At 72.4% G+C, this 21363-nt stretch carries 15 protein-coding genes and 1 pseudogene; 6 read left to right on the top strand and 10 right to left on the bottom strand.

Annotation, left to right across the window (positions count from 1 at the left end; genetic code table 11):
• Window positions 1–47 precede the first annotated feature (47 nt).
• The gene (locus AQJ11_RS22755) at window positions 48–1955 is read right to left on the bottom strand and encodes a tetratricopeptide repeat protein (protein WP_059264263.1); all 1908 of its coding nucleotides are present in this window, start codon (window positions 1953–1955) and stop codon (window positions 48–50) included.
• A 163-nt stretch (window positions 1956–2118) separates the two neighbouring features.
• A complete protein-coding gene (locus AQJ11_RS22750) occupies window positions 2119–2967 on the bottom strand; it encodes a 5'-methylthioadenosine/S-adenosylhomocysteine nucleosidase family protein (RefSeq protein ID WP_107120862.1) in 849 nt (282 codons plus the stop codon).
• A gap of 36 nt (window positions 2968–3003) precedes the next feature.
• On the opposite strand from AQJ11_RS22750, the gene AQJ11_RS22745 reads away from it, so the two are divergent.
• Both AQJ11_RS22745 and AQJ11_RS22740 read left to right on the top strand, forming a co-directional pair.
• Window positions 3004–3561 carry a hypothetical protein gene (locus AQJ11_RS22745; protein ID WP_014675068.1) on the top strand — a complete coding sequence of 186 codons (558 nt, stop codon included), beginning with the start codon at window positions 3004–3006 and terminating at the stop codon, window positions 3559–3561.
• A gap of 99 nt (window positions 3562–3660) precedes the next feature.
• Window positions 3661–4356, top strand: a complete 696-nt coding sequence (locus tag AQJ11_RS22740) for a tetratricopeptide repeat protein (RefSeq protein ID WP_079082382.1) — start codon at window positions 3661–3663, stop codon at window positions 4354–4356.
• Between the two features lie 125 nt (window positions 4357–4481).
• On the opposite strand, the gene AQJ11_RS22735 is transcribed toward AQJ11_RS22740, so the two are convergent.
• Together AQJ11_RS22735 and AQJ11_RS22730 are read right to left on the bottom strand one after the other, a co-directional pair.
• Window positions 4482–5177 carry a response regulator gene (locus AQJ11_RS22735; RefSeq protein WP_014675070.1) on the bottom strand — a complete coding sequence of 232 codons (696 nt, stop codon included), beginning with the start codon at window positions 5175–5177 and terminating at the stop codon, window positions 4482–4484.
• On the bottom strand, window positions 5174–6793 hold the full coding sequence (locus AQJ11_RS22730; protein ID WP_014675071.1) for a sensor histidine kinase: 1620 nt from the start codon (window positions 6791–6793) through the stop codon (window positions 5174–5176). The genes AQJ11_RS22735 and AQJ11_RS22730 overlap by 4 nt, the downstream gene beginning before the upstream one ends.
• Window positions 6794–6947: 154 nt before the next feature.
• On the opposite strand from AQJ11_RS22730, the gene AQJ11_RS22725 reads away from it, so the two are divergent.
• Window positions 6948–8336, top strand: coding sequence for a C4-dicarboxylate transporter DctA (locus AQJ11_RS22725; protein ID WP_014675072.1), 1389 nt, complete (start codon window positions 6948–6950; stop codon window positions 8334–8336).
• 130 nt (window positions 8337–8466) lie between these two features.
• Here the strand turns inward: AQJ11_RS22725 and AQJ11_RS22720 are convergent, their stop codons facing one another.
• Window positions 8467–9081, bottom strand: a complete 615-nt coding sequence (locus AQJ11_RS22720) for a TetR/AcrR family transcriptional regulator (protein WP_014675073.1) — start codon at window positions 9079–9081, stop codon at window positions 8467–8469.
• Window positions 9082–9219: 138 nt separating this feature from the next.
• Between AQJ11_RS22720 and AQJ11_RS22715 the strand changes: the two genes are divergently transcribed.
• The 3 genes from AQJ11_RS22715 (at window position 9220) to AQJ11_RS22705 (ending at window position 14189) form a co-directional block, all read left to right on the top strand.
• Window positions 9220–10893 (top strand): MFS transporter, encoded by a 1674-nt coding sequence (locus tag AQJ11_RS22715; protein ID WP_059264186.1) that lies wholly within the window; start codon window positions 9220–9222, stop codon window positions 10891–10893.
• A 102-nt stretch (window positions 10894–10995) separates the two neighbouring features.
• Window positions 10996–11769, top strand: coding sequence for a DUF2127 domain-containing protein (locus tag AQJ11_RS22710; RefSeq protein WP_059264185.1), 774 nt, complete (start codon window positions 10996–10998; stop codon window positions 11767–11769).
• 179 nt (window positions 11770–11948) lie between these two features.
• Window positions 11949–14189, top strand: a complete 2241-nt coding sequence (locus tag AQJ11_RS22705) for a HelD family protein (RefSeq protein WP_208616592.1) — start codon at window positions 11949–11951, stop codon at window positions 14187–14189.
• Here the strand turns inward: AQJ11_RS22705 and AQJ11_RS22700 are convergent.
• From AQJ11_RS22700 to AQJ11_RS22680, 5 genes and pseudogenes are all read right to left on the bottom strand, one after another.
• The gene (locus tag AQJ11_RS22700; protein ID WP_244218320.1) at window positions 14176–15063 is read right to left on the bottom strand and encodes a hypothetical protein; all 888 of its coding nucleotides are present in this window, start codon (window positions 15061–15063) and stop codon (window positions 14176–14178) included. The two genes, AQJ11_RS22705 and AQJ11_RS22700, sit on opposite strands and share 14 nt — an antisense overlap.
• 63 nt (window positions 15064–15126) lie before the next feature.
• Window positions 15127–17505 (bottom strand): 1,4-alpha-glucan branching enzyme, encoded by a 2379-nt coding sequence (gene glgB / locus AQJ11_RS22695; RefSeq protein ID WP_079082381.1) that lies wholly within the window; start codon window positions 17503–17505, stop codon window positions 15127–15129.
• On the bottom strand, window positions 17502–18896 hold the full coding sequence (locus tag AQJ11_RS22690; RefSeq protein ID WP_208616587.1) for a maltokinase N-terminal cap-like domain-containing protein: 1395 nt from the start codon (window positions 18894–18896) through the stop codon (window positions 17502–17504). The genes glgB and AQJ11_RS22690 overlap by 4 nt, the downstream gene beginning before the upstream one ends.
• A 97-nt stretch (window positions 18897–18993) precedes the next feature.
• On the bottom strand, window positions 18994–20694 hold the full coding sequence (gene treS, locus AQJ11_RS22685) for a maltose alpha-D-glucosyltransferase (RefSeq protein WP_059264182.1): 1701 nt from the start codon (window positions 20692–20694) through the stop codon (window positions 18994–18996).
• A pseudogene (locus AQJ11_RS22680) lies at window positions 20691–21363 on the bottom strand (alpha-1,4-glucan--maltose-1-phosphate maltosyltransferase); the annotation flags it as partial. The gene treS and the pseudogene AQJ11_RS22680, both read right to left, overlap by 4 nt.

Genomic DNA, 21363 nt, shown 5'->3' with positions numbered 1-21363 from the left:
GGTGGCGCGGAGATGACTGCCGTGTGAAGGTAAGAGGAGTGGTCTAGTCAGGTCAATGTGTCTGCGCGGGATTGACAGCGGGCGGCCTCGGCGGGGGCGTCGGCCCGCGTGTAGGCGTCGGCCGCCGCGAGGAAGGTGGCGCGGGCCCGGACCGGGTCCCCGGTGGCCGCGTGGACACCGGCCAGGTTGCCGAGGGTCATGCCGGCGCCGAACCAGTCCCCGAACTCCCGCTGGACCTCCAGGGCGTTGCCGTACGCCCCGATGGCCTGGGCCGTCAGACCGGCCGCCTCCCAGGTGCGGGCGAGGTTGTTCCAGGCGATGCCCGCGCCGTGCCGGTCCCCGAGGGCCAGGTAGAGGTCGCGAGCCCGCACATGGGCGTCGATCGCCTCCTCCGTGCGGCCCACGGCGTGCAGTGACAGCGCGAGGTTGTTCCACTCGTCGGCCTCCGCCTGGGCATGGCCATGGGTCTGGTGCAGGGTGCGGGCCCGCAGGTGCGCGTCGATCGCCTCCTCGGGGCGGCCCGCGACGAGCAGCGCGTTGGCGAGGTGCCCCCACTGGATCGCCTCACCGCCGCGGTGCCCTTCGGCCCGGCTCAGACCGAGGGCGCGCAGATGGGCGTCGATCGCCTCGTCGGTACGGCCCGCGTGCCGCAGGGCCAGGCCCAGGTAGTCCCATCCGACGCCCTCCGCCCGGCGGTCGCCCGTGCGGTGCGCCGCGTCCCGGGCGGCACTGGCGACGGTGATCCAGTCGTCGAAGTACCGCCGCCATTCCAGGTACTCCGCCAGATACTCGGCGAGTTGCACCGACAGACGCGCGTACCGGTCCTCCGCCGCCCACCGCACGGCCGCCACCAGCGCGGTCCGCTCCCGGTCCAGCCAGGCCAGAGCCCGGGCCCGGTCCGCGAACAGCTCGGGCTCCGGCTCGCCCGGCAGCCAGCGCAGCCGGGCGTCGGCCATGTGCGCGCACAGGACGTAGAAACCCAGGGCCCGCTCGCGCGCCTCCTCGCCCTCCTCCCGCAGGTCCGGACGTGCCGCGACCACCCCGGCGGCGAAGGCCCGCACCAGGTCGTGCACCAGCCACCGGGGGTCGGCGTCCCCTGCGGTGCCGCGGACCCGGGTGACCAGGCAGGTGGCGGCCAGATCCTCCAGCAGGGACAGCGCGGCCTCCCAGCCGAGACCGGTGAGCGCGGCGACGGTCCACGTGGCCGTTTCGGTGCCCGGGGCGAGGGCGAGCAGCCGCAGCAACCGGGCCTGGCCGGGCGGCAGCCGGCGGTACGACGTCTCCAGCACCGGGCGCAGGACGAGCGAGCGGCCGTACTGGTCGGTGCCGACCGGCCCGCCGTCCAGCAGCGGCGTGCGGTCTGTGGTCTTCCGGATGTCCCGCACCAGCGAGGCGATGGCGCGCGGGTGCCGCCGGCGCAGCATCGCGGCGGCGATCTGAAGGGCCAGGGGCAGGTGCCCGCATAGGTCCGCCAGCTCACGCAGCGCCTCCGGCTCCCGGGCCGGACGGTCGTCGCGTTCGTCCGCGTCCAGCAGGGCGCGCGTCACCAGGGCGACGGACTCCGCCGCGGCGAGCGGGTCGAGGTCGATCCGCCGCACCGGCAGCGCGTCCGGCCGCTCCCGGGACGTGACCAGCACCCGGTGGCGGTCCGTGCCCGGCAGCAGGGGCAGGAACTGGCCGGGGTCCGAGACGTTGTCCAGGATCAGCAGCGTCCGCTCACGCCGGGCGGCGAGCAGGGCGCGATAGGTGTCGTACTGCCCCGTCGCCGTCGCCGGCAGGTCCGGGCCGCGCACCCCGAGCGCGTCCAGCAGCGCCAGCACCGCCTGGTCGGCGGTGACCGGGTCGTCGTCGTACCCGCGCAGATCCACGAAGAGCGCGCCGCCGGGGAACCAGCCCGCCGCGCAGGCCCGGTGCGCCGCCTCCAGCGCGAGCGCAGTCTTGCCGATGCCGCCCATGCCGGTCAGGGCGGAGATCAGCACGGGCGGCGCGCTGTCGTTCTCCGGGAGGGGCGCGAGACACGGCAGCAGGCGGTCCAGCGCCTGCGTACGGCCGGTGAAGCCGAGGGGGCGGGGCGGGAGGGTCGCACTGGCCCGGGGCGCCGGCCCGTGGACCGGTCCCTTAGCGGGTTCCGGTCCGCTTCCCGACGACGGTCCCGTGGAAGACGCCGCCCCGGAAGTCGATGTGGTCACCGCCGCCGCGTCCTTGAGGATCCTCCTCGGAGTCGGCGGAACGGCCACCGCGCGGCAGGTGTCTGCGCAGCACCGCCACCGTCACCGAGGCCGCGTGGGCCGCCGCCCGCTGCTGCGAGCCCCCGGCGTCCGCCTCGGCCTTGCGCGCGTTCGCCCGGTCGCTGACGCCCCGGACGACGAGCGCGTCCAGACGCCCGCTGAGGTGCGCCGCGTTGGCCGCGCCGGAACCCTCCATCTCGATCGCCCCGGCGTCGTTGTAATGCCTCTCGATGTGCCGTGCGATGCCGGACTCGGAGTCGGCCAGCACCACGTCACCGGTGGCGATCGGCGCGAAGTGCACCCGCACGTCCGCCAGGTCACGCGCGGCCGACCGGGCCGCCTGCTCCAGCGCGTGCGAACTGGGCAGGGCCTTGGGGCGGACCTTGAAGCCCTCGTCCGTCTGCTTCCCGCCGTGGATCTCGTAGATCTGCGTGCCCACCACGATGTCGCCGATCCCGATGCCGTCCTTCAGGCTCCCCGCGACCCCCACGAAGAGGACGGCCTCGGGGTGCAGCCAGTCGATGAGCTGGGTCGTGAGCGCGGCGGCACGCTCGGCCCCCACGCCCAGCTCGCTGATCGCCAGGTGCCAGGAGCTGTCCGGCAGCCGGCCCGTCTCGACGCGGGTTCCCGTGGGGTGGACGCGTTCGACCCGCTCCGGGAGGTACGCCCGCACAGCGGCGTATTCGAGGGGCAGCGCGGTCAGGACGAGAACGGTGGGTCGAGTCTCCTGCACACTCATAAGGTACTGCCGGTACTGCCGGGGGAAGGGGCTTACGTGCCGGAACGAGACGTCACCGTGGGGCAGTTGCTGCTCGCCGAGTACCAGACCGTCAAGGACGAGCAGAAGACGCGGATCGGCTTCCGGGACAACCTGCTGTACGTCACCCTGACCGTGGTGGCCGCCGTCATCGCCGCGGCGGCCCAGGCCAGACAGACGGCGATGCTGCTCGCGCTGCCGCCGGTGTGCGTCGTCCTCGGCTGGACGTACCTCGTCAACGACCAGAAGATCTCGGCGATCGGGGCGTATGTGCGGGGGGACCTGGGACCCCGGCTCGCGGAGCTGGCGCAGGCCGGGGGTGACGCGGCCTTCCGCTGGGAGACCGCGCACCGGGGGGACGCCCGGCGCGTCTCCCGCAAGGTCGTGCAGTGCGTGGTGGACCTGCTGGCCTTCTGCGTCGTGCCGTTGAGCGCGCTCGTCGTGTACTGGGTGGGCGGTCACGTCCCCGCCGGGCTGGTGGTCGTGTCCGTGCTGGAGGCGGTCGCGGTCGTGGGGCTGGGGGTGTGCGTGGTGCAGTACGCCGTGCCGTTCGGGGCGGGGGGCGGGGCCGGGTGAGCGATGTCGTCGACTTCCGGGGCGGGGACTTCCGCGGGCCGGTCATCGGCAAGGCGGAGTACCGGCAGCAGGCGCCCCGCGCCGACCGCGCTGGACGCGTTGCCGCCGCCGGCTGCCGGATTCACCGGCCGGGACGAGGAGTTGGGGCGGCTGCGGGCCGCGCTCGATCCCTCCGGCCCCGGTGGGGAACAGGCCGTCCTCGTCACCGCCGTCTCCGGACTCGGCGGCATCGGCAAGACGGCGCTCGCGGTGCAGGCGGCGTACGCGGCGCGGGAGGCCGGGTGGTTCCCGGGGGGCGTGCTCTTCGTGGACCTGCACGGCTACGACGACGCTCCGGTCACGGCGGACCAGGCGTTGCAGTCCCTGCTGCGGGCGCTGGGTGCGGGGCCTGAGCACGCGTGGCTGGACAGAGAGCGTGCCGGACTGGTGGCCGCCGTGCACCGGGCCCGGGAGGGGAAGCACGTCGATACGGCCATGCGTCTGGCCCTGTGCCTGAGCGGTTACCTCCGGTGGCGTCGCCATTTCGATGACGCGATCGGCGTCGGCAGTGCCGCCCAGAAGGCCGCGCACGCCATCGGTAATCGCCGTTGTCAGGCCATGGCGTGGAACAACCTCGGCGTCGCCCTGCACGAATCTGGCCGCGTCGACGAGGCCATAGCCGCCCACGTCCGGTCACGCGATCTGCTTCGGGACCTGGGCGATCGCCGGGGCGAGGCGGAGGCGTGGCACAACTTCGGCAACGCACTGGCAGCGAAAGGCCAGATCGACCAGGCGATGGAAGCGTACGACCCTTGAAAACCTGGGAATCGAGACCCACCGCCCAGCCGAGGCCCGCGCCCACTACCTCCAGGCCGCCGACGCCTTCGCCCGAGCCAACGCCCCCGAAGAAGCCGCCCGAGCCCGCGCCGCAGCCGCCGCCCTCACCGCCCCTGAGGCACCCACCGGTACACCAGCTCCGGTCGTCCCACCTGCCCGTACAGCGGACTCCGCCCGGCCCTTCCCGCGTCCACCAGGTGCTCCAGGTAGCGGCGTGCGGTGATCCGGGAGATGCCCACCGCCTCGGCGACCCCGGCCGCCGTGAGCCCCTCCGAAGCCGCCTCCCGCAGCGCGGACGTCACCCGTTCCAGCGTCGGCCCGCTCAGCCCCTTCGGCAGGGCCGCCGGGGTCGGGGCGCGCAGGGTCGCCAGGGCGCGGTCGACCTCGTCCTGGCCGCTCGCCTCGCCCACCGCCGCGTGGAACTCGGCGTACCGGACCAGCCGGTCGCGCAACGTGGCGAACGTGAACGGTTTCAGGACGTACTGGACGACGCCCAGGGAGACGCCTTCCCGTACCACCGCCAGGTCGCGCGCCGACGTCACCGCTATCACGTCCGCGTGGTGCCCGGCCGCCCGCAGGGACCGGGCCAGTTGCAGGCCGTGGACGTCGGGCAGGTGCAGGTCCAGCAGCAGGAGGTCCACCGGTGTGCGGTCCAGGAGGCGCCGTGCCTCCGCCCCCGTGTGCGCCTTCCCGACCGCGACGAACCCCGGCACCCGGCCGACGTACATCACGTGCGCGTCGGCGGCCACCGGGTCGTCCTCGACGACGAGGACGCGGATGGGCTGCTGCTCGTCGGTCATCCGGCACCGCCCGTGGCCGTGCGCAACGGCAACCGCACCTCGAACACCGCTCCGCCCTCCTCCGCCTCGGCCACCGTCAACGTGCCCTCGTGGCGGTTCACCGCCTGCCGGACCAGGGCCAGCCCGAGCCCCCGTCCGCCGGGTTCGGCCGGCTTCGTGGAGAACCCCCGCTGGAACACCAGGCCGGCATGGGCGGGGTCGACCCCCGGGCCGGTGTCCGACACCCGGAGCACCACTTCGGCGGCCGTAGCGTACGCCGTCACGGTCACCCGGGCCCGCGCGCTGCCCTGCGCCGCGTCCACGGCGTTGTCGATCAGGTTGCCGAGGATCGTCACCAGGTCGCGGGCGGACAGGCTCTGCGGGAGCAGGCCGTCGTCCAGCCGGCTGTCCGGTGAGACCACCAGCTCCACGCCCCGCTCGTTCGCCTGCGCGGTCTTGCCCAGCAGCAGCGCGGCCAGCACCGGCTCGCCGACCGCCGCCACCACCTGGTCGGTCAGGGCCTGCGCCAGTTCCAGCTCGGCCGTGGCGAACTCCACCGCTTCCTCGGCCCGGCCCAGTTCGATCAGGGAGACGACCGTGTGCAGGCGGTTCGCGGCCTCGTGCGCCTGCGAGCGCAGCGCCTGGGTGAAGCCCCGCTCCGAGTCCAGCTCACCCATCAGCGACTGGAGTTCGGTGACGTCGCGGAGTGTCACGACCGTGCCCCGGTGTTCACCGCCCGACACCGGCGACGTGTTCACGACCAGCACCCGGGACGCCGTCAGGTGCACCTCGTCCACGCGGGGCTCCGAGGACAGCAGGGCGCCCGTCAGCGGGGCGGGCAGGCCCAGGTCGGCCACCGAGCGGCCGACCACGCCCTCCTCCGGGCCCACTCCCAGCAGCTCCCGGCCGCCGTCGTTGATCAGCGCCACCCGGTAGGCGCCGTCCAGCATCAGCAGCCCCTCGCGGACGGCGTGCAGCGCCGCCTGGTGGTAGTCGTGCATCCGGCTCAGCTCGGTGGCGTTCATACCGTGGGTGTGGCGGCGGAGCCGGGCGTTGACCACGTACGTGCCGACCGCGCCCAGCAGCAGGGCCACGCCCGCCACCCCGAGCAGGGCCGCGACCTGGTCCTGGACCCGGGCGCTGATCGTCTCCACCTTGATGCCGGCGCTCACCAGGCCGACGATCCGGCCGTTGTCCGAGATGGGGGTCACCGCGCGGACGGACGCGCCGAGGGTGCCGGTGTAGGTCTCGGTGAAGGTACGGCCGTGCTGGGCGGGGCCGATGTTGCCGAGGAAGCGTTTGCCGATCTGGTTCCGGTCGGGGTGGGTCCAGCGGATGCCGGACGGGTTCATGATCGTCACGAAGTCGACGTTGGCGTCCCGCATGACCTGGAGGGCGTACGGCTCCAGCCGGGCCGTGGGGTCGGGGGTGCGGATCGCCTCGCGGACCGAGGGGGAGTCGGCGATCGACCGGGCCACCGCCGTGGCCTGCCGGGCGGCGGCGTCCTCGGCCTGCCGCTGGTCGCTGACGTAGGTGAACAGCGCGTACCCGGCCACGACCACCGCTATCAGCACGGCCTGCATGGCGAACAGCTGGCCGGCCAGGCTCCGGGGCCGCGGAAGGGTGGGGACGCGCATGTCAGCAGTGTGCCTCCCCGGTTAAGCGTGAACTAAATGAACGGAAGGGTGACCGCCCTCACAGGCCGGGAGATAGTCACGGCATTCCCCAGAAACGCCCGGACGTGAGCCGCACGCCGGTAGTTCGCCGACGAAGACGTCAAGGAGGGCAGTCGTGGCCGCCAGCACTCCCGATACGGCACCTGCCGCACCCCGCGTGAAGCGGGACCGGACCCATTACCTGTACATCGCCGTCATCGTGGCGGTCGCGCTCGGCATCGGCGTGGGCCTGATCTGGCCCGATGCCGCGGTGGAGCTGAAGCCGCTGGGCACCGGGTTCGTGAACCTGATCAAGATGATGATCTCGCCGATCATCTTCTGCACGATCGTGCTCGGCATCGGATCGGTACGGAAGGCCGCCAAGGTCGGCGCCGTCGGCGGTATCGCCCTCGGCTACTTCCTCGTGATGTCGCTCGTCGCGCTCGCCATCGGGCTCGTGGTCGGCAACGTGCTGCACCCGGGCGACGGGCTGCACCTCACCAACGCCATCAAGGCGACCGGACACGACCAGGTGTCCGCCGACGCGCTGCCGCCCGTCGACTTCGTGCTGTCGATCATCCCGACCACGTTCGTCTCCGCCTTCACCGAGGGCCAGGTGCTCCAGACACTGCTGGTGGCCCTGCTCGCCGGGTTCGCGCTCCAGGCCATGGGCTCGGCCGGACAGCCGGTGCTGCGCGGCATCGAGCACATCCAGCGGCTCGTCTTCCGCATCCTGTCCATGGTGATGTGGGCCGCGCCGATCGGTGCGTTCGGTGCCATCGCGGCGGTGGTCGGTTCGGCCGGCGTCGACGCGCTCAAGAGCCTCGCCGTGCTGATGCTCGGCTTCTACGTCACCTGCTTCCTGTTCGTCTTCGTCGTGCTGGGCGCGCTGCTCCGGGTCGTCGCGGGTCTGAACGTCTTCTCCCTGTTCAAGTACCTTGCCCGCGAGTTCCTGCTGATCCTGTCGACCTCGTCGTCGGAGTCCGCGCTGCCGCGGCTGATCGCGAAGATGGAGCACCTGGGCGTCAGCCGGCCGGTCGTCGGCATCACCGTGCCGACCGGGTACTCGTTCAACCTCGACGGCACGATGATCTACATGACCATGGCGTCGCTGTACATCGCGGACGCGCTGGGCACGCCGATGTCGGTCGGCGAGCAGATCCCGCTGCTGCTGTTCCTGCTGCTGGCCTCGAAGGGCGCGGCCGGTGTCAGCGGCGCGGGCCTCGCCACCCTGGCCGGCGGTCTCCAGTCGCACAAGCCGGCGCTGGTGGACGGGGTCGGGCTGATCGTCGGCATCGACCGGTTCATGAGCGAGGCGCGGGCGCTGACGAACTTCGCGGGCAACGCGGTCGCGACGGTGCTGGTCGGCACGTGGACCAAGGAGATCGACACGGTCCGGGTACGGCGGGTGCTGGCCGGGGAGCTGCCGTTCGACGAGACCACGCTGCTGGACGAGGGCGGGGCCGGGGTGAAGGAGGTTCCCGAGCCTCGGGAGGACGGCGAGAAGGAACTCGCCAAGGCCTGATCCACTCCGAAGTTCCGGACGTCCGGCCCCGCCTGAACCGGGGCCGGGCGTCCGGGTACCGCCGCCGGGCGGCTGAGGCTCCCCCGTGCCTCAGCCGCCCGGCTCCTTTTCCCGCGGTACTCCCTCTTCGCTAGGACACCCCGGCCACCAGCTCGGTGGCCCGTGAGGCGGGTACGCCCGCCGCGGTCAGAACGGCGACCGTGGCGGAGCGGCCCGCCTCCTGCGCTGCCAGGAGTCCGTCGTTCACCGCCTCCATCACCGCGAACAGCATCTGCTCGTGCACGTACGCGAGGGCCGGCGCGGGCAGCGGGGAGCTGAAGACGCCTTCGTCCAGGCCGCGCTGGAGGAGGCGGATCTTGTTCTCGCGCAGGGGTGCGAGGCGTTCGCGGATGCCCTGCACGGTGACCGTGCGCTGGGCCAGGGCGATCAGCAGCCGGTAGCGGTCGGCGACCGGCCACAGCGCGAGCACCGAGCGGGCCACCGTCTCCGCCGGGTCGCTCACGTGGGCGCCGGCCCGGGCGTCCGCGTCCGCCAGCGCCTCCACGGCTCCGTCGACCAGGGTGCTGATGAGCGCCTCGCGGCTGGGGAAGTGGCCGTAGACCGTCCGTCGTACGACCCCTGCCGCGCGCGCGATCTGGTCCATCGAGGCGTCCGGATCGCGCAGCAGTTCGGCGAGGGCGACGTCGAGGATGCGGCGCCGGTTGGCATCGGCACGGCTGGTGTTACCCGTGGTCATAGCGGTCATTGTGCCTCCCCGGAGGTTTGCCGGGCGTTTTCCGGTCGACTTGCACAGTGCTGTGCAGCGTCGTACATTGCACATGGTTGTGCAATTGCACGCCACTGTGCAAGTCCTGTCGCGTACCCGAGGAAGGCGACCCCTGCCATGCGACTCGTCATGACCGAACCGGTCGAGAGGACGGACCGCCCCTACGCCCGGCGGTGGTGGGCGCTGCTGGTGCTCTGCCTCAGCCTGCTGATCATCGTGATGGCGAACACCGCCCTCACGGTCGCGGCGCCCGACATGACCCGGGACCTGGGGCTCTCCAGCGCCGACCTCCAGTGGGTGATCGACGGCTACACCGTCCCCTACGCGGCGCTGATGCTGCTGCTCGGCGCGATCGGCGACAAGTACAGCCGGCGCGGGGCGCTCGTCCTCGGTCTGCTGGTGTTCGGCGGCGGGGCCGTCTTCGGGTACCTCGCCGACAGCGCGGCGACCGTCATCGCGGCCCGCGCCGTGATGGGCGTCGGCGCCGCGCTGATCATGCCGGCCACGCTCTCCCTGCTGGCCGCGACCTTCCCGCGCGCCGAGCGGGCCAAGGCGATCACGCTGTGGACCGCCACCGCCGGGCTCGCCATCGCCGCCGGACCGGTCGTCGCCGGCGCCCTGCTGCGCGACCACGGCTGGTCCTCGACCTTCCTGATCAACGTGCCCGTCGCGGCCGTCGCGATCGTCGCCGCCTTCGTCCTCGTCCCGCCGTCCCGGGCCGGCCACCACGACCGCATCGACTACGTCGGCGGGCTGCTGTCGGTGCTCTGGACCGGCGCGCTCGTCTACATGATCATCGAGGGCCCGCACTTCGGCTGGGGCACCAAGGCCGTCGCGGCGGCGGTGGTCGCGGGCACCGGCCTGGTCGCCTTCGTGCTGTGGGAGCTGCGCCACCCGCGCCCCATCCTGGACGTGCGCCGCTTCACCGGCCGCCGGTTCGCCGGCTCCAACCTCGCCGTCGCCCTGTTCTTCCTCGCCGTCTTCGGCGCCTTCTACTACCTCACCCAGCACCTCCAGTTCGTCCTCGGCTACGACGCCCTTCAGACCGGTGTGCGCATGCTGCCGCTCGCCGGCGCCGTCTTCGTCGGCTCGGCCCTGACCGGCTGGCTCACCCCGCGCGTCGGCATGAAGTGGACCGTGAGCGCGGGCATGGTCGGCGGTACGACCGCCCTCGCCCTGCTCACCCGGGTGGACGCGAACTCCGCCTACGGCGACTTCGTGGCGCCCCTGATCATCCTGGGCCTCGCCATCGGCCTCGCCCTCTCGCCCTGCACCGACGCCATCATGGGCGCGTTCCCGGAGTCCGAGCTGGGCGTCGGCGGCGCCGTCAACGACACCTCGCTGGAGCTGGGCGGCTCGCTCGGCATCGCGATCCTCGGCTCCCTGCTCGCCACCTCCTACGGCGACCACCTGAGCGACGCCACCGCCGGCAGCAAGCTCCCGGCGAGCGCCCTGGACACCGCACAGGACTCGGTCGGCGCCGGGTACGCCGTCGCCCAGGGCATCGGCGAGAAGGCGCAGCAGGCCGCCGCGCGGGCCCAGCAGGCGAGCGACCCGCAGCAGGCCGCGCAGCTCAAGCAGCAGGCCGGTGAGCTGGCCGCCGGTGCCCGGCAGATGGCCGACGCGGTGGGCTCCGCCTTCTCCGACGCGGTCGCCCACACCAGTATGGTCGGCGCGGTGATCCTCGGTATCGGCACCGTCCTGGTGGCCGTCCTGCTGCCGCGCCGCGAGGCCGGCGCGCCGGAGGCCGCGACCGAGGAGGAGGAGCTGGTGGACAGCGCGGCCCGCTGACCGGCTCCTGTCCCGTCCGTGCCGTTCCGGATCAACCGGAACGGCACGTTCGTGTACGGCGTCCGTACGGGTGGTGTCCATACGAGTGCGGAGGCATGGGGGATGAAGATCGACTGGGACCGGCGGACCTGCGCGCGCAAGGGCCATGTGACCTACGCGCCGGACGACCCCCGGCTGCGGATCCGGCTGCACGCGCGGACCGCGCTCGGGGAGGCCTGGCGGTGTCTGCGCTGCGGTGACTTCGTGCTCGGCGAGCCGCACGGCTCGGGGCCGGCCGCCGAGGCGCCGCTGGTGCCGCGCGGCAAGGTGCTCCGGGACCTGTTCGTCCTGCGTTTCCTCGCCGTCGAGCGGGCCGTGCGCGGGGTGTTCATCGTGCTGGTCGCGGTCGCGGTGTGGAAGTTCAGCAACAGCCAGGACGCGGTGCGCCGCCTGTTCGACGAGTACCTGGACGTCTTCCGGCCGGTCTTCCGGCACTTCCACTACGACCTGGACCACTCGCCGGTCGTCGGTTCCGTGCAGAAGGCGTTCGGTTACCGGCACTCCACCCTGGTGCTGGTCGCCGGGCTGCTGCTGGCCTACGCGCTGATCGAGCTGGTCGAGGCGGTCGGCCTCTGGTACGCCAAGCGCTGGGCGGAGTACCTGACGGTGGTCGCGACGGCCGCTTTCCTGCCGCTGGAGATCTACGAACTCACCGAGCACATCAGCTGGCTGAAGATCGCCACGCTCGTGCTGAACATCCTCGCGGTCCTCTACATCGCCCTGACCAAGCGGCTCTTCGGGCTGCGCGGCGGACGCCGGAAGTTCGACGAGGAACGGCACAGCGCCTCGCTGCTGGAGGTGGAGGAGTCGGCGGGCGTGGCGCACGCACCGCTGTAGACCGGCCCCGCCCAGCAAAAATCCCCTGAGCAATTGCGCCCGGGGGATTGCTGTGCGTATATTCAATGATTCGCGACTTCGATTCGTACTGTATTTCGGAGAGTCGCGAAGCAATTAACTGAGCACAGTATATCCGGGCGGGAGCGGAATTGTCAAACACCGACTTTCCTGACGATGAAATCCGGCACGAGCAGGAATTCATCGACGGACTGTACGCGCGCGTGGACGTGCTGCGCGGCGAGACCGAGACCTCCGTCGCCGACGCGCTCGCCCAGGGCGACAAGCCCATGCAGGCCCGGCTGGAGCGGGACATCCTGGTCGCCGAGCGCTCCGGGCTGCTCGCCGCGCTGAACGCCGTGGACGGCTCGCTCTGCTTCGGCCGGATCGACCTCGCCGACGGCACCGAGCACCACATCGGCCGCATCGGGCTGCGCGAGGACGACGCCGAGCGCACGCCGGTCCTCATCGACTGGCGGGCCGACGTCGCCCGCCCCTTCTACCTGGCCACCGGCCACACCCCGATGGGCCTGCGCCGCCGCCGGCACATCGCCTCCGAGGGCCGGACCGTCACCTCCCTGCACGACGAGATCCTCGACCTCGGCGACGCCACCCGCACCGGACACGAGGACCCGAGCGGCGACGCCGTCCTGCTGGCCGCGCTGAACTCGGCCCGCACCGGCCGGATGAGCGACATCGTGCAGACCATCCAGGCCGACCAGGACCGCATCATCCGGGCACCGCACCGGGGCGTGCTGGTCGTGGAGGGCGGCCCCGGCACCGGCAAGACCGCGGTCGCCCTGCACCGCGCGGCCTACCTGCTGTACGAGCACCGCGAGCTGCTGGCCCGCCGCGCGGTCCTCATCGTCGGCCCGAACCCGGCCTTCCTCGGCTACATCGGCGAGGTGCTGCCCTCCCTCGGCGAGACCGGGGTGCTGCTGGCCACGGTCGGCGAGCTGTTCCCCGGCGTGAAGGCCACCGCCGCCGACACGCCCGAGGCCGCCGCCGTCAAGGGCCGCGCCGGCATGGCCGACGTGCTCGCCGCCGTCGTACGCGACCGGCAGGCCCTGCCCGACCCGGTCATCGCGATCGAGCACGACCGCGAGGTGCTCATGCTGGACGACGGCCTGGTGAACGTCGCCCGCGAGCGCACCCGCGCCGCCAAGCTGCCCCACAACGTCGCCCGCGAGTACTTCGAGGGGCACATCCTCAACACGCTCACCGAGCTGTACGCCGAGCGCGTGGGCACCGACCCCTACGACGGCAGCAGCCTGCTCGACGCCTCCGACATCACCCAGATCCGCGACGAACTCGCCGAGAACCCCGAGGTCTGGGACGCCATCGACCGGCTCTGGCCCCGGATCACCCCGCAGCGGCTGGTCGCCGACTTCCTCGCCGAGCCCGACGGCCACCTGCCGAAGGAGGACGCCGACGCGATCCGCCGCCCGGTGACCCGCGCCTGGACCGTCGCCGACGTCCCGCTGCTGGACGAGGCCGCCGAGCTGCTCGGCGAGGACGACCGGGTGGTGCGCGCCCGCGCCGAACGCGAACGCGAGACGCAGGTGGCCTACGCCCAGGGCGTCCTGGACGTCTCCTACGCCTCGCGGACCTATGAGTTCGAGGACAAGGAGGACGACGACCCGGACGCCTCCGAGGTCCTGGCCGCGCACCACATCATCGACGCCGAGCGGTTCGCCGAGCGGCACGAGGAGGCCGACCACCGCAGCGCCGCCGAGCGGGCCGCCGCCGACCGCACCTGGGCGTTCGGGCACATCATCGTGGACGAGGCGCAGGAACTGTCGCCGATGGCCTGGCGGCTGCTGATGCGGCGCAGCCCGACCCGCTCGATGACCCTGGTCGGCGACCCCGCCCAGACCGCGGAGGCGGCCGGCGTCGGCTCCTGGGCGGACATCCTCACGCCCTACGTCGAGGACCGCTGGGAGCACACCCGCCTGGGCGTCAACTACCGCACCCCCGCCGAGATCATGGACCTGGCGGCGGCCGTGGTCCGCGCCGAGAACCCGGACTTCGCACCGCCGAGCTCCGTCCGCTCCACCGGCGAACGCCCCTGGGTGCGGCGGGTGACCGACGACCTGCCCGGCGCGGTCGCCAAGGCGGTCGCCGAGCTGACCCCGGCGGAGGGGCGGCTCGCGGTGATCGCCCCGCGCGGCCTGCACCGTGCCCTGGCCGCCCGCCTGGACGGCGTCACGGCCGGCGCCGAGCCCGACCTGACGCACACGGTCGTCCTGCTCGACCCCCGGCAGTCCAAGGGCCTGGAATTCGACTCCGTCCTGGTGGTCGAGCCGGGCGCCTACGGCACGAGCGACCTGTACGTCGCCCTGACCCGGGCCACCCAGCGGCTCGGGGTGCTCTACACGGACGAGCTCCCGACGGCGCTCGCCACGGGCGTCACCGCGCCGTAGCGGTCGGGGCGGAGCTGCCACCGGCCGTCGGCGGCGCCGACGCCGGTGGGTGGCTCGGGTGCAGCGCGGCGGACAAGGGGGCCAGCTCCGCGCACAGGGCGACCGGGAATTCCGGGACCTGGCGGCGGACCGCCCCGCAGCCTCCGGCAGCGCTCTCGAAGACCGGCTTCCAGCCGGAGGGTTCCGCCCGGAAGAACCAGCGGTCGCCCAGCCGGGAGGAGCAGGCGGGGTCGCCGTCGTCGGAGCCGCACGCCGGGCCGGTGCGCCAGGAGAAGTCCAGGACCAGCCACCTGCCGTCGCAGTGCTCGGCGTCCCGGTAGGTGTGCATGGGCGCGCCGGCCGCGATCAGCGCCTGGTCGTAGGAGGCGGGGGTGCAGCCGGTGGCCGGCGGGTGGCAGCCGAGCCGCCCGCACATCCGCAGGGCGGGCGGCTTCGCGCCGTCGGCGGTGAAGACCGTGCCGTTGTCGACCACCAGCTTCCGCCCGCCCAGCGGCTCGGGCAGCCGTACCCGGGCCGTGGCCGTCGTCTCCTCGACGCACCCGGAACGCCGGTCGCCGGACGGGGAGGTGAAGGTGACCTGCACATGGACGCTGCCCGGCACGGCGCCGTACTCGGCGTCGGTGTCGACCGCCTTCAGGTCCCGCACGCAGGGGTGCTCCCCGCTGGGCACGTCCACGTCGATGCTCAGCGTGCGGTGGTCGGCGCCGATCCGGGCGGCGGTGACCCGGGAGGGCTCCCCGAGGGTCCACGGGACCGGCCCGGTCGCCGAGGGGGACGCTCCTTTGCCCCGCCCCGCCACCTGGGTGCCGCAGCCGCCCAGCAGGAGAACGGCCACGGCACACAGCAGGGCCGTCAGTGCTCTGTGGTGCCGCACGTACCTCAGTCCCCCCGTGCTCCGCCGAAGACGTGCGGCCACTATAGGGCGTGCACCACCCGGTCAGGCCGGGCGCAGCCACACCGTCGCCAGCGGGGGCAGGGTCAGCCGGATGCTCGCCGGGCGGCCGTGCCAGGGCTGGGGCTCGGGCTTGACGACGTCCGGGTGGGTGAGGTCGCCGCCGCCGTAGCGGGCCGCGTCGGTGTTGAGGACCTCCACCCAGGCCGGCACCTCCTCCGGCACCCCGAGGCGGTAGTCGTGGCGGACCACCGGAGCCAGGTGGGAGACCGCGAGCAGCGGGGTGCCCTCGGCGTCGCGGCGCAGGAACGCGAAGACGTTGTCGTCCGCCGCGTCCCCCGTGATCCACTCGAAGCCCGCCGGGTCGGTGTCCCGCTGCCACAGCGCCGGGGTCGCCCGGTACACCCCGTTCAGGTCCCGGACGAGGTCCCGCACACCACGGTGGTCCGCCTCGGCGCCGTACGCCGGGTCCAGCAGCCACCAGTCGGGGCCGTGCGCCTCGGACCACTCGGCGCCCTGGGCGAACTCCTGCCCCATGAACAGGAGTTGCTTGCCGGGGTGGGCCCACATGAAGCCCAGGTAGGCGCGCAGGTTGGCGCGTTGCTGCCACCAGTCGCCGGGCATCTTCGACACCAGGGACCGCTTGCCGTGGACGACCTCGTCGTGGGAGATCGGCAGGACGTAGTTCTCGCTGTACGCGTACACCATCGAGAACGTCATCTCGTGGTGGTGGTAGGCGCGGTGCACGGGATCGTGGCTCATGTACTGGAGCGAGTCGTGCATCCAGCCCATGTTCCACTTCATGCCGAAACCCAGCCCGCCGAAGCCGCTCGGCCCCTTGTGGTGGGTGGGCCGGGTGACGCCGTCCCAGGCCGTGGACTCCTCGGCGACGGTCACCACGCCCGGGCAGCGCCGGTACACGGTGGCGTTCATCTCCTGGAGGAAGGCCACCGCGTCCAGGTTCTCCCGGCCGCCGTGCTCGTTCGGCGTCCACTGGCCCGGCTCGCGCGAGTAGTCCAGGTAGAGCATCGAGGCGACGGCGTCCACGCGCAGCCCGTCGATGTGGAACTCCTCGCACCAGTACACGGCGTTCGCGACGAGGAAGTTGCGCACCTCGCGCCGGCCGAAGTCGAACTCCAGCGTGCCCCAGTCGGGATGGGCGGCCCGCAGCGGGTCGTGGTGCTCGTACAGCGGACGCCCGTCGAACTCCGCGAGCGCCCACTCGTCGCGCGGGAAGTGCGCCGGCACCCAGTCCATCAGCACCCCGATGCCCGCCTGGTGCAGCTTGTCCACCAGGTACTTGAAGTCGTCGGGGGTGCCGAGCCGGGCCGTCGGCGCGTAGAACCCGGTGACCTGGTAGCCCCAGGAGCCGCCGAAGGGGTGCTCGGCGACCGGCATCAGCTCGACGTGGGTGAAGCCCATCTCCTTGACATAGGCCGGGAGCTGCTCGGCCAGCCGGCGGTACGTCAGCCCCGGCCGCCAGGACGGCAGGTGCACCTCGTAGACCGAGAAGGGGGCCTCGTGCACCGGGGTGTCCGCCCGGTGCGCCAGCCACTCCGCGTCACCCCACTCGTGGTGCGAGGCGTGCACGATCGAGGAGGTGGCGGGCGGGACCTCGGTACGGCGGGCCAGCGGGTCGGCGCGCAGGGTGCGCGAGCCGTCCGGGCGGGTGATCTCGAACTTGTACAGCTCGCCGTCGCCGATCCCCGGCACGAACAGCTCCCAGACCCCGGTGCCGCCGAGCGAGCGCATCGGGAAACCGGTGCCGTCCCAGAAGTTGAACCCGCCCGTGACCCGCACGCCCCGCGCGTTCGGCGCCCACACCGCGAACCGGGTGCCGGTGACGCCCTGGTGGGTGGTGACGTGCGCGCCGAGCGCCTGCCAGAGCTGTTCGTGCCGGCCCTCGCCGATCAGGTGCAGGTCCAGCTCGCCGAGGGTGGGCAGGAAGCGGTAGGCGTCCTCGGTCTCGTGCACGGCGCCGTCGTACGTCACCAGCAGCCGGTAGACGGGGACCTCGGTGAGCGGGAGCAGGGCGGAGAAGAAGCCGTCGCCGTCGTCGTGCAGCTCCGCCCGCAGCTCGCCCGAGACCACGGTGACCGCCCGCGCGTACGGGCGGAACGCGCGGAAGGCGACCCCGCCCGGCACCGGGTGCGCGCCCAGCACGGAGTGCGGATCGTGGTGGGTGCCGTGCAGCAGCCGTGCGCGGTCCCCGGCGTCGACGGCCGGGGACACGGCGACCTCCGCACGGGGGACCGCCGCCTGCGCGGGGACCGGCGCGGCGGGCGCCGGTGCCCGCGGCGGGACGTCAGCGGCGGGCGGCGCCTGTGCGGGGACCTCCTGCGCCGGCGGCTTCCGGGCGGCGGTCTTCCTCCTGGCCGCTGCTTCCTTCTTGGCCTTGGATTCCTTGTGTCCCTTGGGGGTCACGGACGAGCCTCCTGGTCGGGCAGGGCGAGGCGGCGCACCGCGTTCAGCGGTACGGGGAGCCAGTCGGGCCGGTGCCGGGCCTCGTAGACGACCTCGTAGACCGCCTTGTCGGTCTCGTAGGCCCGCAGCAGCACCGGGTCGGTACGCGGATCGCGGCCGGCGACCTCCGCGTATCCGGAGCAGTAGGCGGCCCGGCAGGTGTGCGCCCAGTCGGGGGCGGGCGGGGTCGCCGAGTGGGCCGCGTAGTCGAAGGAGCGGAGCATTCCCGCGATGTCCCGCACCGGCGGCTGCGGCATGCGCCGCTCGGCCAGCGGCCGGGCCGGTTCGCCCTCGAAGTCGATCAGCGACCAGGCGCCGGACGGCGAGCGCAGGCACTGGCCGAGGTGCAGATCGCCGTGGACGCGCTGGGCGGTCCAGGTGCGGCCCTCGGCGGCGAGCGTGCCGAGCGCCTCGTACGCCGAGCGCAGCCCGCGCTCGTACGGCCGCAGCGCCGGCACCGCCTGCGCGGCCGCCGCCAGCCGCTCGGTCATGCCGTCGACCAGCAGCTCCAGCTGGGCGTGGCCGAGGGTGACCGTCGGCAGGGCCCGGGCCAGCGCGGTGTGGACCTCGGCGGTGGCCCGGCCCAGCGCGCGGGCCTCGGCGGCGAAGTCCTCGCCCTTGGCCAGTTCGCGCAGCGCCAGCTCCCAGCCGTCGGCGGCGCCGCTCACATACGGCTGGAGCACGGCCAGGACGTAGGCGTCCGCCGCCACCTCGGCGTGCAGCCAGGCCGTCGGCGCGGGCACCCTCGGGCAGCCCTCGCGGGCCAGGGCGAGGGGGAGCTCCAGATCGGGGTTGACGCCGGGCACCACCCGGCGCAACAGCTTGAGGATGAACGTATCTCCATAGACGACGGACGAGTTGGACTGCTCGGCGGTCATCAGCCGGGGCACGAGCCCGGCCCGGATCTCCTGCGCCGGGTCCCGCTCGAAGCGCAGCCCGCCGATGCGGGCCTGGGTGCGCAGGGCCTCCAGGAGCACGTCGGCGGGCCGGGTGTCGTACAGGGCCTCGTACACCGTGCGTCCGGCGAGCGGGCCCTCGGTCACATGTCCGATCAGCGCGGGCGCCAGCCGGGGCGGCAGCGCCTCGCGCACGCCTATGAGGAGCTGGTAGCAGTCGCCGGGGTGCGGCGGGGCGCCGGGCACGGTGGGCTGGTGGACGCGTACCAGCAGGTGGTAGAGGCCCAGCCGGCCGTCGGGCGGCAGCAGTTCGGTGACGGACACGGGGGTGAACCCGGTGACCGGGCGGCCCTTGCCCGCGAACCAGCGCTGCCGGGGCAGCCAGGCGCGCAGCAGGGGATCGAGCGAGGCGAGGAGTGAACCGGTGGTGCCGGAAGAGGTGACCGTTTCCGCCATGGGCGTCACGTCCTTTCCCCGGGGGGCGTCGGGGTGTTACTGATGCGTGCCCCGGGTGGGACGGTGGAAACGCCGCACCGCCCCAACCGGGCCCGCGCTATACGGGTTCCCGGCGCAGCCGGAACCAGTAGAAGCCGTGTCCCGCGAGGGTGAGCAGGTACGGCAGTTCGCCGATCGCCGGGAACCGGACCCCGCCGAACAGCTCGACGGGGTGCCGCCCGCCGAACCGGCTCAGGTCCAGCTCCGTGGGCTGGGCGAAGCGGGAGAAGTTGTGGACGCACAGCACGAGGTCGTCCTCGTACTCCCGCAGGAAGGCGAGCACCGCCGGGTTCGACGACGGCAGCTCGGTGTAGGACCCCAGTCCGAAGGCAGGATTCTGCTTGCGGATCTCGATCATGCGGCGGGTCCAGTGCAGCAGGCTGGAGGGTGAGGCCATGGACGCCTCGACATTGGTGACCTGGAAGCCGTAGACCGGGTCCATGATCGCGGGCAGGAACAGGCGTCCCGGGTCACAGGACGAGAATCCGGCGTTGCGGTCGGGGGTCCACTGCATGGGGGTGCGCACGGCGTCGCGGTCGCCGAGCCAGATGTTGTCGCCCATGCCGATCTCGTCGCCGTAGTAGAGGATCGGCGAGCCGGGCAGGGAGAGCAGCAGGGCGGTGAACAGCTCGATCTGGTTGCGGTCGTTGTCGAGCAGGGGGGCGAGGCGGCGGCGGATGCCGATGTTGGCGCGCATCCGCGGGTCCTTGGCATACTCGGCCCACATGTAGTCGCGTTCCTCGTCGGTGACCATTTCGAGGGTGAGCTCGTCGTGGTTGCGCAGGAAGATGCCCCACTGGCAGTTCGAGGGGATGGCCGGGGTCTTGGCGAGGATCTCGGAGACCGGGTAGCGGGATTCCCGGCGTACGGCCATGAAGATGCGCGGCATGACGGGGAAGTGGAAGGCCATGTGGCATTCGTCGCCGCCGACCTGGTAGTCGCCGAAGTAGTCGACGACGTCCTCGGGCCACTGGTTGGCCTCGGCGAGGAGCACCTTGTCGGGGTACTGGGCGTCGATCTCCTTGCGCACCCGCTTCAGGAACTCGTGGGTCGCCGGCAGGTTCTCGCAGTTGGTGCCCTCCTGCTGGTACAGGTACGGCACCGCGTCCAGCCGCAACCCGTCGATGCCGAGATCCAGCCAGAACTTCAGCGCGGAGATGATCTCCTCCTGCACGGCCGGGTTCTCGTAGTTCAGGTCCGGCTGGTGCGAGAAGAAGCGGTGCCAGTAGTACTGCTTGCGTACCGGGTCGTACGTCCAGTTGGAGACCTCGGTGTCGACGAAGATGATCCGGGCGTCCTGGTACTGCTTGTCGTCGTCGGCCCAGACGTAGTAGTCCCCGTACGGACCGTCCGGGTCCCGCCTCGACTCCTGGAACCACGGGTGCTGGTCGCTGGTGTGGTTCATGACGAAGTCGATGATCACGCGCATGCCGCGCTGGTGGGCGGCGTCCACGAACTCCACGAAGTCGGCGAGGTCACCGAACTCCGGGAGCACGGCGGTGTAGTCCGAGACGTCGTAACCGCCGTCGCGCAGCGGCGACTTGAAGAACGGCGGCAGCCACAGGCAGTCCACGCCGAGCCACTGGAGGTAGTCCAGTTTGGCGGTCAGGCCCTTCAGGTCGCCGACACCGTCGCCGTTGCTGTCCTGGAAGGAGCGGACCAGGACCTCGTAGAAGACGGCGCGTTTGAACCACTCCGGGTCCCGGTCCTTGGCGGGAGTGTCCTCGAAGGTGTCCGGAACAGGCTCATTGACGATCATATGGTGGGTGACCCTCCGGTCTGCGGGATGGACGGTCGCAGGACGGTGAAGACATGCGCGGGCCTGTGACCCGGTTCGAGGCGCACATAGTTGGCCCTGCCCCAGTAGTAGGTCTCGCCGGTGAGCTCGTCGCGCACCGGCACGGACTCGTGCCAGTCCAGGCCGAGTTGCGGCATGTCCAACGAGACCGTGGCCTCCTGGGTGTGGTGCGGGTCGAGGTTCACGACCACCAGAACCGTGTTCGATCCGCTCCGCTTCGAGTAGACGATCACCGCGTCCTTGTCGGCGTGGTGGAAGTGCAGATCGCGCAGTTGTCGCAGGGCCGGCTGCTGCCGTCGGATGGTGTTGAGCTTGGTGATGAGCGGTGCGATGGTCCGTCCCTCGCGTGCGGCGGCCTCCCAGTCGCGGGGTTTGAGCTGGTACTTCTCGGAGTCCAGGTATTCCTCGCCGCCCTGTGTGAGCGGGGTGTTCTCGCACAGTTCGTAGCCGGAGTAGATGCCCCACGCGGGGGAGAGGGTGGCGGCGAGCACGGCGCGGACCTCGAAGGCGGGGCGTCCGCCGTGCTGGAGGTAGGCGTGCAGGATGTCGGGGGTGTTGGCGAAGAAGTTGGGCCGCATCCAGGCCGCGGCCTCGCCCGACAGCTCCGTCAGGTACTCGGTGAGCTCCTGC

This window comes from Streptomyces corchorusii (genome assembly GCF_001514055.1).
In the GTDB taxonomy this organism is placed as follows: Bacteria; Actinomycetota; Actinomycetes; order Streptomycetales; family Streptomycetaceae; genus Streptomyces; species Streptomyces olivaceoviridis.
This window is presented reverse-complemented; position numbering and strand designations above follow the sequence as displayed.